Annotated in this window: 9 protein-coding genes; 1 reads left to right on the plus strand and 8 read right to left on the minus strand. The window is 54.5% G+C overall.

Going from position 1 to position 11,899, the window contains the following annotated elements; translation table 11 throughout:
• Window positions 1-229 precede the first annotated feature (229 nt).
• From ACQE32_RS00850 to ACQE32_RS00870, 5 genes are all read right to left on the minus strand, one after another.
• The gene (locus ACQE32_RS00850) at window positions 230-967 is read right to left on the minus strand and encodes a histidine utilization repressor (RefSeq protein ID WP_426971708.1); all 738 of its coding nucleotides are present in this window, start codon (window positions 965-967) and stop codon (window positions 230-232) included.
• 68 nt (window positions 968-1,035) lie between these two features.
• Window positions 1,036-1,989 (minus strand): formimidoylglutamase, encoded by a 954-nt coding sequence (gene hutG / locus ACQE32_RS00855; protein ID WP_427021195.1) that lies wholly within the window; start codon window positions 1,987-1,989, stop codon window positions 1,036-1,038.
• Complete coding sequence (gene hutI, locus ACQE32_RS00860) at window positions 1,986-3,215, minus strand: imidazolonepropionase (RefSeq protein WP_427021196.1); 1,230 nt, start codon at window positions 3,213-3,215, stop codon at window positions 1,986-1,988. The genes hutG and hutI overlap by 4 nt, the downstream gene beginning before the upstream one ends.
• A gap of 196 nt (window positions 3,216-3,411) precedes the next feature.
• Complete coding sequence (gene mgtE, locus ACQE32_RS00865; protein ID WP_426971713.1) at window positions 3,412-4,848, minus strand: magnesium transporter; 1,437 nt, start codon at window positions 4,846-4,848, stop codon at window positions 3,412-3,414.
• A 104-nt stretch (window positions 4,849-4,952) separates the two neighbouring features.
• Window positions 4,953-5,141: a YfgG family protein gene (locus ACQE32_RS00870; protein ID WP_426971714.1), complete on the minus strand. Its 189-nt coding sequence runs from the start codon at window positions 5,139-5,141 to the stop codon at window positions 4,953-4,955.
• Window positions 5,142-5,402: 261 nt separating this feature from the next.
• On the opposite strand from ACQE32_RS00870, the gene ACQE32_RS00875 reads away from it, so the two are divergent.
• Window positions 5,403-7,613 (plus strand): EAL domain-containing protein, encoded by a 2,211-nt coding sequence (locus tag ACQE32_RS00875; RefSeq protein ID WP_427021197.1) that lies wholly within the window; start codon window positions 5,403-5,405, stop codon window positions 7,611-7,613.
• On the opposite strand, the gene tehB is transcribed toward ACQE32_RS00875, so the two are convergent.
• From tehB to ppk1, 3 genes are read right to left on the minus strand one after another with little or no spacing between them, the layout of a single operon-like run.
• Window positions 7,614-8,216, minus strand: coding sequence for a tellurite resistance methyltransferase TehB (gene tehB / locus ACQE32_RS00880; RefSeq protein ID WP_426980682.1), 603 nt, complete (start codon window positions 8,214-8,216; stop codon window positions 7,614-7,616).
• Window positions 8,217-8,274: 58 nt separating this feature from the next.
• On the minus strand, window positions 8,275-9,801 hold the full coding sequence (gene ppx, locus ACQE32_RS00885; protein WP_426971718.1) for an exopolyphosphatase: 1,527 nt from the start codon (window positions 9,799-9,801) through the stop codon (window positions 8,275-8,277).
• 6 nt (window positions 9,802-9,807) lie between these two features.
• Window positions 9,808-11,868 (minus strand): polyphosphate kinase 1, encoded by a 2,061-nt coding sequence (gene ppk1 / locus ACQE32_RS00890; RefSeq protein ID WP_085070783.1) that lies wholly within the window; start codon window positions 11,866-11,868, stop codon window positions 9,808-9,810.
• Window positions 11,869-11,899: the final 31 nt, after the last annotated feature.

Below are 11,899 nucleotides of genomic sequence, written 5' to 3' on the forward strand. Positions count from 1 at the left end.
TTGTATATACAAATGTGCGCAAGCCGATATTTAACAATTAAGACACAATTAAAACTTTTAAAAATCAAACGGATATGAATAAGAGGAAAGGGCGCCCGCCAGCAGTTAATGATTTTTTCTGTTATTTATCAATGGGTAAATGAGGTAGGATATTTTAGAAAAATTTGCGTTAGCTATCACGGATTTCACAGCGCTTTTACATAAATTTCGCCGGCAACGTTGACCGGCATTAGGACATAAAGTGACCCTGTAAACGATAGCGTGAACCGGGGAATAAAAGGCGGGCATGGGAAACAATGTGCTGCGTTGACCAGGTGCGACGATGGATCAGCAGGCAAGGTTCGCTATCGTCAATCTGCAGCAGCATCTGCTCTTCAGGCGTTGATTTTACCGCCTCGACAATATGCTCACCTTCGGTAAGCGGCGCGACCAGAGAGAGATAAGCATGCGGGGTGGTGGCGGTAAAATCCTGTTGCAGGTAATGCGGGGCAACCATTGCGTTAACGCAACGATCTTCAATCTGCACTGGCACGTCGTTTTCAAAATGAACCATCACTGAATGGAAAACCGGCGTGCCTTCCTCCACGTCCAGCGCGGCTGCCTGGGTAAAATCAGCCTTGATCTGTTCAAGTTTCAGCACCTCACAGCGGTGCTGATGATGACGTGCGGTAATTTCATCAGCGATGCTACGAATTTCAAACAGCGCCGACTGGCCTTTGGGTTCCGCCACAAAGGTGCCAACGCCCTGCAGACGCACCAGCAGGCCTTCATCGGTGAGTTCCCGCAGCGCGCGGTTGATCGTCATTCGGCTGAAGCCAAACTGCGCCACCAGTTCCGCTTCCGAAGGGATGCGATCGTGAGGACGCCAGACGCCAGCGCTGATTTGTTTACTGATGGCCTGTTTGACCTTCGCGTACAAGGGCACGGGCGCGCTGGCGGCGGTAGACCGGGATCGGGATAAAAACATGCGATATTCCTTGCGGCTGCCTGGCTGATGGCAATAAGTATACCCAATTCCATCCCGGATTCAGTAATTTATCCCCACCAGCGCGCGACCTGCCAGGCGATGCGCGCCGCCACGCTTGCCCCTTGCCCGTCCCGATCGCGCGCAGGGTTAAACTCCACCAGATCCACCGCCTGGAGTTTGCCGCTGCGGCAAATGGCTGCCAGCAACTGCAACAATATTGCGCAGGGAACGCCGAGCGCGGCAGGGGCAGAGACCGCCGGCATTTCCCAGGCGGGCAGTACATCTAAATCGATGGTGAGATAGATGCGATCAAGATCCGCCATAAACTGCTCAAGCTGCGCAATGGCCTCTGTCGGCGCGCTCAGACAGTGTAAATCCTCTACGATCGTCACATGACGACAGGCTGCCTCATCAAGCAACGCCTGCGTATTGGCCGCCATGCTTAAGCCGCAGCAGGCGTAACGAAAGTCGCGCTGTTGCGTTTCGCAATAGCGCGCCAGCTGACGAAACGGTGTGCCTGAGGTGGCCTGCGGCGCATGGCGTAAATCCAGATGCGCATCCAGATTGATTATGCCCACCTTTTCCTGCGGGAAGGCATCCAGCACTCCCAGGCCATGCCCCAGAGCGGTTTCATGGCCGCCGCCCAGCACCAACGTGCGTTTCCCGGCGCGTTGACAGGCGAGTACCGCTTCGCGCAACGCCTGCTGCGCCTGTTCCAGGTTATCCTGTTCGACAAAAATATCGCCGCAGTCTGCCAGTCGCGTATGTTCCGCATGGCTGGCCAGATTGGCCAGGGCGCGACGCAGTATAGCGGGTGCCTGAGCAGCGCCGGTTCGTCCGTGGTTGCGTCTTACCCCTTCATCGCAGGCGAATCCCAGCAGCGCAATATCGCCGGGTAGCTGTTCAGGGCAAAACGTTGTGCTGCAGATAATGGTCTGGAACAGACGCAGGGCGTTAGCTGCCTCTCCGCTATCGTCGCGACCCTGCCAGACCTCAGCAGAGGTGGGACGCCACTGTTTCATAATGCGCTCCCGTGCGTAATTTGACCGCGAAAGACCCGTGCATAAAGCGGATTGCGGCCCGGCTCGTAAACCATTTCCACCGGCTGCTCCGCCTCCCAGATGGCAAGATCGGCGATAAAGCCCGCTTTAAGCTGACCGTGCGTATGCTGTCGGCCCAGCGCCTGAGCCGCATGACGCGTTACGCCCGACCAGGCTTCTTCCGGCGTCAGGCCGAACTGAACGCAGGCCATGTTCATAGATAAATGCAGACTGGCGAAAGGGCTGGTGCCAGGATTGTAATCGGTGGCTACCGCGATCGGCACCTGATGGCGGCGCAGCATTTCTACCGGCGGACGCTGGCTTTCCCGCAGGAAATAAAATGCGCCTGGTAACAGTACCGCTACCGTATTACTGGCGCGCATCGCCCGCACGCCTTGCTCATCCAGATATTCCAGATGATCTGCCGACAGCCCCTGATAGCGGCTCACCAGCTGCGCGCCATCCAGCAACGAGAGCTGCTCAACGTGGCCTTTAACCGGAATACCGTAACGCTGTGCGGCAGCAAATACCCGCTCGCACTGTTGCGGCGTGAAGCCCACGCTTTCACAAAACACATCGACCGCTTCAAACAGGCCTTCTTGCCACAGCTGTGGCAGCAGGGTTTCACAAATCAGGCTGATCCAGGCATCTTTATCGTGACGATATTCAGCGGGCGCCGCATGGGCGGCGAGCAGCGTCGGGCTGATGTCCACCGGATGCTGAGCCGCCAGCTGGCGCGCCACCCGCAGCATTTTCGCTTCATCTTCCAGCGTAAGCCCGTAGCCAGATTTAATTTCCAGCGTGGTTACCCCTTCATTCATCAGCCGCTGCAGCCGTGCGGTAGCCAGCTTCAGCAGCTCACTTTCCGGGGCCTGACGGGTTGCGGCAACCGTGGCGTTAATTCCTCCGCCCTGGGCGCTGATTTGTTGATAGGAGACGCCGTTCATCCGCTGTTCCCATTCAGCGGCGCGGTTGCCGGCAAACACTAAATGGGTATGGCAGTCGATTAAGCCTGGGGTGACCAGCCGCCCCTGAAGGTCGTGAACCGTACCACCAGAGGCGGTGGACGCCGGTAAAATAGCCAAAATATGGCCGTCGCGAATAACCAGATCGTGATTATCCAGCAATCCATAAGGCGTTTGACGATCGGGATCGAACGTTGCCAGACGGGCATTGCGCCAGACAACATCGTGAGCAGCAAGAAGCACGGTTTACCTTCCACTTGTCATGGGTTGTCTATACATTTATTTTCACCTACAACAAATTGTCAACAAAACCCGGCGATAATGTTGGCGATTTGTGAGGGGCAGCGGCCAATGCTCTTATGACTGAAAGAAAGAGGAGGCAGAAAAAAGGCCTGCGGTAAACCGAAGGCCTGTCAGTGAGAAGTGATGCCGGGCTGTTTCAGTGCAGCAAAAACAGCGTTGCCAGACCGAGGAAAATAAAGAAGCCGCCGGTGTCGGTCAGCGCGGTAATCATCACGCTGGAGCCAATGGCCGGATCGCGGTTGAGTTTGGTCATGACCAACGGGATCAGCACGCCGACCATCGCCGCCAGCAGCAGGTTAAGGACCATCGCCAGCATCATCACGCCGCCCAGCGCCAGGTTGTCATACATCAGCCAGGTGATGCCGCCCATGATGCTGCCCCAGAAGAGGCCATTGATGAGCGCCACGCCCAGCTCACGCATAAAAAGAAAATTAAAGTTCCCAGGCTCGACCTGATGCAGCGCCAGCGCGCGCACGATCATGGTAATCGTCTGGTTGCCGGTATTACCACCGATACCCGCCACAATCGGCATCAGCGTCGCCAGCGCCACCAGTTGCGAAATTGTCTCTTCGAACAGGCCAATCACCCGGGAAGCGATGAACGCCGTGCAAAGATTCACCGCCAGCCAGGTCCAGCGGGTGCGCACCGCCTTTTTTACCGGCGCAAAAACCTCTTCTTCCTGGCTCAGGCCGCCCATTTTACGGATATTGCTTTCGTTCTCTTCATTTACCAGGTCGATAATATCTTCAATTGTCACGCGGCCAATCAGCTTGCCCTGCGCATCAATCACCGCGGCGGAAATCAGGTTATAGCGTTCAAAAGCGCCAGCGGCATCTTCCGCCTTATCATCCAGACGAAAAGTATTGGGGCGATCGTTCATCACTGAAGAAACCGGCGTGTCGGGCTGGTTCAGCAAAATATCGGTAAGCGGCAGCTCACCCAGTAGCACATTGTTTTTATCGGTGATAAACAGCTTATCGGTGCCTTCCGGGATGGCGCGCCGGCGTCGTAAAAAGCGCTGCACCGTCGCCAGATCGACATCGGCGCGTACGGTAATGAAGTTAAAGTCCATGATGCGACCAACGCGATCGCGGTCGAAATGCACCACGTTCAGTACGCGGGCGCGCAGCGTTGGGTCCAGCGTGGTAAGCAGCCGTCCGGTGAGATCGCGCGGCAGATATTTCGCCAGATAAGCCTGATCGTCAATATCCAGCGGCGCAATGGCCTGCAGAATATCTTTATCGCTCATGACTTCAGTCAGGCTTTCCCAGACGGTTTCCGACGCCTCTACCAGCACCTGACCGCGACGGTCGTTATCCACCAGCTGCCACAGCGCCTGGCGCTCCTCTTCCGGCAGGGCTTCAAGAATATCGGCAATATCCGCCGCATGCAGCAGGGCAAGATCCTGGCGCAGGCTGTCAATATGCCTCGACAGTTCTGCCGACAACGGCGAGTGCTCCTGCGGCTGCAGTAGGCTTTCTATCAGTTCCGGCTCATTAAGTAAAAGTGTCAGAATACGGCTGCGGGTATCGGCGAGCTGCCGGGCTTGAGATTGGGCTTGGGATACAGACATAAAAATTCCCTTGTGTCCGGAAGCATGGGCATAAGCCCGCTGTTTTCTACAGGCATGAAGAGAGGGTAAGTTGTCTCAGTTAAGGCAACTTAACGCTCGCGTCATTACTCTTTATTGACGGGCTGAATTGTCATGGGCACCCCGGCATTGGTTTTTTTATCCTGATGATGCTGAAACGCGCCGGGCAAAACAAACAACAAACGACCAATCAATATGATAAAGCTGATTAACAACACAATGCGGGTCATGCGGCCAGTTTTACGCCGTTTTCGCAATGAGGTAATGCTGTTCACGCAGGGACTCCTGTAGCTGGCCCGGAGGCGGTGAGACAATTTAGGCACAGCGTTACCGTCAGGTCAATGTCGTGCTATCAGCCGGTTCAGGAAAACTAACCGATATAATCGGTCTGTGAGCTAAACAACGGGCGGACTAAAGCGGTTTTAATAAGAATGTTTGACGTATATCAAGCCTGAAAGCCTGCCGGAACTTAGTATGAGAGCGGTTTTGCTTGAGGCAGCATTCGCTGCGCGCTTTATCATTCCGAAGGGGCCGTTTTGTTTACCGGATATAACCTGTCATCGCTTAGTCAATTCCGACGCTGCTGGTGGGGCGTCCCGTTATGGCTGGCATTATTGCTGATGCCGCTTTCCAGCGCTTTATCGGTCAAGCTGCTGCTGCCAGACGGTCCGGTTTATCTGCTGTTTTTACCGGTGACGTTAACGGTGGCGTTGCTGATGGTGTTTGACTGGGCGGCACTGCCCGGCATTACGCTGGCGCTTTTATGGCATTATTTAATGATTTTTTCGCCAGGGCCCGCGCTGATCACCTGCATCCTGTTTGTTAGCGCAATCAGCATCTGCTGGCTGGGCTACCGCATCTGGGCTGGACGCAGATGGGGGGCGACGCCCGGTACGCAAGGGCTGGGCATAATGCGGCTGTTCTGGATCGGCTTTCTTCTGCCGACGCTGCTGGTATTTTTGCTGCAAACGATGGTAACGATGAAAGTTATCCCCGTGGCCCTCTCGATTTTTAACCGCAATCCGTTGACGTTACGCACGCTGATCAACTATCAGGCCATCCTGATATCCTGTGTGGCGATCCTGCCGCTTTACTATATGGCGATCCGCTGTTTTCGCCATACGCGCTACTTTTCCCGTCAGGTTAACCTGTTGCGCCAGCAGATCGCGGAAAGCGTGAGCGCTGTAGAAATCAGGGGCTGGCTGATTTTGCTGACGTCGCTGCTTATCCTGTTGATGTTAATGAATCGCGAGCTGCATAACCAGGCAATCAGAGACTTTGCCTTGCTGCTGCTGCTGCCCGTCATGCTATGGGCATCGGCGCGCTTCGGCTATCTCATCTCCGCGCTGGCATGGTCGCTGGTGCTGATTTTACTCTATCAATTTCGTACCCAGCCCGAACTGTCGCTGCACTTGGCCCTCAATACCACTAATCTGCTGATATGGTCGTTAATTCTGTACTTTATTGGCGTCAACGGTGTGCGCCAGCGCAGGCTGATTAAGAAATCACGCGAGGCGGCGCTGGTGGATCCGGTGGTGGATCTGCCGAATCTGCGTGCGCTCAAAGCGATGCTGGCGCAGCAGGCTTCCTCCACGCTCTGTTTTTTACGCATTCCCGATCTCGATCGCCTTAGCCGAACCTGGGGGCTGGATCTGCGCGTTGAATATAAGCGTCGGCTGGCGGCGTATCTACAGCCATTGTTGCAGCCCAAAGAGGTGATTTACCATTTGCCTGGCTTTGCGCTGGCGCTGCGTCTGGACAAAGCCACCTATGAAACGCGCATTGAACAGATAAGCAGCCGCATCGAACGCTACAGTTTGCGCTGGCAGGGATTGCCGTTACAGCCCGATATCGGCATCAGCTTTTGTCATATAGTGCCGCCGGTAAGTAATTTGCCAGGGCTGCTGGGACAGCTTAGTGAAATGGCTGAAATTTCTCTGCGTAGCCATCAGCCGGAAAACTTGCAGCAGGACAACATTACCGCTCAGCGCCTGGTGAAAGAAAAGCTGGCGCTGCTGGATGAAGTTCAGCAGGCGCTGGATAACGAGCGCTTTGTGATGATGGCGCAGCGTATTGAGGGCTTACGCGGCGATGATTACCATGAGCTGCTGCTGAGGCTGGTGAATACGCAGGGAGAACAGCTGGCGCCTGAGCATTTTTTACCGATAGTGCAGGAGTTTGGTCTGACATGGGAAATGGATCGCTGGGTATTAAATCATGCGCTGAGCTTTATCGATAGCAGCCGGACGCGTTTGCCGGCGATGCGTTTTGCTATCAATATTCATGCCGCCAGCCTTTATCGTCCGCACTTTGTCAGCGAGCTGGAGCAGTTGCTTAAGCAGCATCAGGTTGAGCCGTGGCAACTGATTCTGGAAATCAGCGAGGCCGCCGGAAACAGGCACTTTTCAGCAGGCTATCGCACCATTAATTCCCTGCGTCGGTTGGGATGCCGCATTGCGATTGATAACTTCGGCGCGGGCTATGCCAGCTACCTGCAGTTGAAAACCCTGCAGGCTGATATGCTGAAAATTGACGGTAGCTTTATCCAGAATATGCTGCACAGCCCGCTGGACTATCAAATTATTGAATCTATCTGCCGCGTCGCCCGGCTGAAGCGGATGCAGATCGTGGCGGAGTGCGTTGAATCAGATGCGGTCGCGGCTGCGCTGCGCGGGCTGGGCATCGACTATTTACAGGGCTTCGCCATCAGTGAGCCGCAGCCGCTAACCACGCTGATAGAGAGCTGATTATTCTGCCGGCGCCTTTTTTGCCAGCAGCGTGGCGAATCGCAGGCTAATGCGGTTGCCGTTCTCATCCGTTCTGTGCAGCTGACCAACATGCTCGTTATATTTAATAATCTGCCATTGGCGGTAGTAGTGGCTCAATTCACCTGATTTAAAGGTGAAAGGGAAGGGGATCGGGCAGGGATAATCGTCTGTATCCATCGCGGCGACAATCAGGTTATAGCCGTTTTTGACGGTGCTGGCCTGCATATCGGCAATCAGCTGCGGAATGGTTTCCGGCTGTAAAAACATCATCACGACGGTGGAAAGAATAAAATCATACGCGCCGTTAAAACGTACGCTGTTGAGATCGGTAACCTGCGTTTCAATGCCGCCGATCGCTTCGGCAACAATGATCTGGTTCAGCCGCTCAATGCTTTGCGGATTTTTATCCCAGGCGGTGACCTCAAACCCTTTCATATTCAGCCACAGGCTGTTGCGTCCGCTGCCGCAGCCTACATCCAGCGCTTTGCCTGGCGTCAGGAAAGGTAACGCCGCCACCACTTCGGAGTGCGTGGCGGTAAGCTGATATTTTTCAGTAAAATAGTTATCCGGACGTATCGTCATCTTCTTTTTTCTGGTTGATGCGGGCGGAGGAAGCGCCGCCCGAATTCGCCGGCGTGCGTTACGCCTCTTCTTCTATCACTAGCTTCCAGCCGGTAACATCCTCCCAGTACGCCTGCTCACGCTCTAAATCGAGCTGGACCAGCGTATTCTGGCTGAAGTATCCGGCCGGGAAGCGCAGCGTCCAGTGCCCTTCGTTGGTGGTCAATGTCAGCCGCTCCGGGCGATTGGTCGCCTGGCGCTGATTATTCAGCAGCGTGCCAAGACGCAGCAAAAACACCAGCGGCAGGATCTGTTTCTTTTTAAACAGCGTAAAACGCGGCAGATCGTCACTCTTGATCGCTTTACGGTGATAGCGTACCAGCGTAGCCAGCAGCAGCTGTTGATCCTGATTAAAACCGGGCAGGTTGGTGTTTTGCAGGATATAGGCCGAGTGGCGCTGCATACCGCTGTGGTTGATGGTTAAGCCAACTTCGTGCAGCAGTGCCGCCCACTGCAGCAGCGATGCGAGCTGAGGATTAGCCAGTCGGGGATTTTGATCGCGCCACTGTTGCCAGAGTTCATCGGTGGTTTCCAGCACGCGTCGCGCCTGATCGCTGTCGATATTGTAATGATTCGCCAGGCTCTGTGCGGTACGGCTACGAATATCCTGATGGCGGAAGCGGCCTTCCATCTCATACAGCACCCCTTCGCGCAGGGCGCCGTCGGAAAGACGCAGCTCGCGGATCGCCAGCGCATCAAATACGCCGCAAAGGATGGCCAGACCCGGCACAAATACCGCTTTCCGCTCTTCCGACAGGCCAGGCAGGCTCAGCGCGGCGAAGGATTTGTGCTTCATCACTTCGTCATACAGCCTTTCCAGCCGCTCCGGCGTCACCTGTTTCTCTTTTTCGCCCATCGCCTGCAGCACTTCGCAAGCAGCCTTGATGGTGCCGGAAGCGCCCAGCGCGTATTGCCAGCCGAGCAGCCGATATTGCCAGGCCAGCGTTTCCAGTTTTTGCGCCGCAGCCAGACGCGCGCGGCGGAAATTTTCCTGACTAATCACACCGCCGGGAAAATAGAGATTGGCGAAGCTGACGCAGCCCATACGGCGGCTCTCTACCAGCTTGGGTTCAAAATCTTCCCCGATTACCAGCTCGGTAGAGCCGCCGCCGATATCAATCACCAGCTTGCGGCCTTTTTCCGGCTGCGTATGCTCAACGCCCATAAAAATCAGGCGCGCCTCTTCATGACCAGAGATCACTTCAATCGGGTAGGGGATCACTTCCGCCGCGCGCCGCAGAAAATCTTCTGCATTAACCGCCTGGCGTAGCGTATGCGTACCGACAATGGTCACGTTCGAGGCGCTGAAGCCTTGCAGACGCTCGGCAAACAGCGCCAGACAGCTAAGTCCGCGCTGGATAGCCTCTTCGCTCAGCACGTTATCCGCGCCCAGCCCGTCCGCCAGGTGCACGCGCTGTTTCAGACGGCCCAGCACCTGCATTGCGCCATCCACCACGCGGGCAATGACCATGTGAAAGCTATTGGAACCGAGGTCAATAGCGGCAAATTCTTGCGGTCGTGGCATATTCTTATGGGATATCGGCATAGTGAGTTATTCAGGTTGTTCCAGAGATTTGATGTATTCGTAAATGGCCTGCTGCGCTCGCACCTTACGGCGGTTTCCACGCGGCACATAACGGTTACTCAGTTCTTTATCAATAATGCGGGCTTTTACAGTATCACTTAACAGGATGGCAATAATATCCAGCACGCGCTGTTTCAGAACAGGATCAAGGATGGCCACCGCCACTTCAATGCGGTAATCGATATTGCGCGTCATCCAGTCGGCGGAAGAGAGAAAGACTTTTTTATCACCGCCGTTATCAAAAATATAAACGCGATCGTGCTCCAGATAGCGGTCAACAATGCTGGTTACGCGAATATTGTCGCTGATCCCGTCAAGATTAGGGATCAGTGAACACATGCCGCGCACCAGCAGATTCACTTTCACGCCCACGCTGGAAGCGGTATACAAACGATCCACCAGACCTTTATCAACCAGGTTATTCACTTTCAGTGTAATCCCTGCCGGGATACCCTGCTGCGCGTTGGCAATTTCTTCATCAATCAGTTGATAGAGCATGCGGCGCGAGTTCTGCGGCGACACCATCAGATAATCAAAGCTTACCGGGCGATAGGGGTTTTCAATAAAGTTAAATACCCGGCGTACCTCATTGGTGATACGCGCATCGGCGGTAAGCAGGGAGTAGTCGGTATAAATGCGCGCGGTTTTTTCATTGAAATTACCGGTGCCGATATGGGCATAGCGCACAATTTCATCGCCTTCACGGCGCGAAATCAGGAACAGCTTGGCGTGAATTTTCAGGCCCGGCGCCGAGAAGATCACATGCACGCCCGCTTCGGTGAGGCGCTTGGCCCAGTGAATATTGGCCTCTTCATCAAAACGCGCCTGCAGCTCTACCACCACCGTCACTTTTTTGCCGTTATAGGCGGCGTGGATCATCGCATCAATAATGCGTGAGTTCTTCGCTACGCGATAAATATTGATCTTAATCGCCAGCACACTGGGATCGAATGACGCCTGACGCAGCAGCTCCAGCACATGTTCAAAGGTGTGGTAAGGATAATAAAGCAGCACGTCATGATTACGGATCGCATCGAAACCGTTGCGAAAGCCGTCGAACCAGATATGCCGTAGCTGCGGCATCGGCTTGTTCACCAGATTGGTTTTGCCCACGTTCGGAAAGCTGATGAAATCTTTGAAATTATGATAACGCCCACCCGGGACGATAGAGTCGTAATTAGAGATATTCAGCTTATTACGCAGCAGCTCAACCATCGCATTGGGCATATCGCGCTGATAAACAAAGCGCACAGGCTCGGCGGTAAGACGCTGTTTGAGGCTGGAGGACATCAGTTCCAGCAGGCTCGATTCCATTTCGGTAACCAGATCGTACTCGGCGTCACGCGTCATTTTCATGGAGTAGGCGTTAAGCGCGTCGTAGTCAAAAAAGCCTTTGAAAATATCGTCCAGGCAGTAACGCAAAATGTTATCCAACAGGATCATCGGCTTGCGGCGGCGTGGCGACTCTGCAGGCAGATTAACAAAGCGTGGCACTTTATCAGAGGGGATTTCCAGCAGGGCATAGCGGATATCTTCGCCGCGAATAATCTCCACCGCCAGATAGGTGTAATCATCCTTCAGGAACTCAATCAGATCGGTATCGTGATTTATCAGAATCGGCGTCACATGCTGGCGCAGCTCATGCTTAAAGTAGTGACGCAGCCAGCTTTGCTGATTAGGCGACAGCTGCCGTTCGTTAATCAGGAAGATCTGATTACGCGCCATCTCCAGCAGCAGATCGTTATATAAACCATCGAACTCCTGATCGGCCCGCAGGACGCGCTGCTGAATTTTCTTTAGCAGATGACGCGGCGTGTTGGGTGACCCCTGTTCCTCGCCAATCAAAATGCGCCGCTTCAGGTCGGCAAAGCGCACCTTATAAAACTCTTCCAGGTTATTCGAATAAATGCCCAGAAAGCGCATGCGCTCGATCAGCGGGTTAGTCTTGTCTGCGGCTTCCTGCAGTACGCGTTCATTAAAGGATAACCAGCTCAGTTCTTTTTCTATGTAAAGCTTTTCCTGACCCATTATGGCTCCGTTGTGCTGATTTGAGACGAGG

The sequence above is a fragment of the Pantoea sp. FN0302 genome, assembly GCF_050113775.1.
Taxonomy (GTDB): Bacteria; Pseudomonadota; Gammaproteobacteria; order Enterobacterales; family Enterobacteriaceae; genus Mixta; species Mixta alhagi.

What these genes read in the sequence shown, in the direction of transcription:
- ACQE32_RS00850 (WP_426971708.1), bottom strand. Translation starts at nt 967, where the DNA reads ATGTTTTTATCCCGATCCCGGTCTACCGCCGCCAGCGCGCCCGTGCCC.
- hutG (WP_427021195.1), bottom strand. Translation starts at nt 1,989, where the DNA reads ATGAAACAGTGGCGTCCCACCTCTGCTGAGGTCTGGCAGGGTCGCGAC.
- mgtE (WP_426971713.1), bottom strand. Translation starts at nt 4,848, where the DNA reads ATGTCTGTATCCCAAGCCCAATCTCAAGCCCGGCAGCTCGCCGATACC.
- tehB (WP_426980682.1), bottom strand. Translation starts at nt 8,216, where the DNA reads ATGACGATACGTCCGGATAACTATTTTACTGAAAAATATCAGCTTACC.
- ppx (WP_426971718.1), bottom strand. Translation starts at nt 9,801, where the DNA reads ATGCCGATATCCCATAAGAATATGCCACGACCGCAAGAATTTGCCGCT.
- ppk1 (WP_085070783.1), bottom strand. Translation starts at nt 11,868, where the DNA reads ATGGGTCAGGAAAAGCTTTACATAGAAAAAGAACTGAGCTGGTTATCC.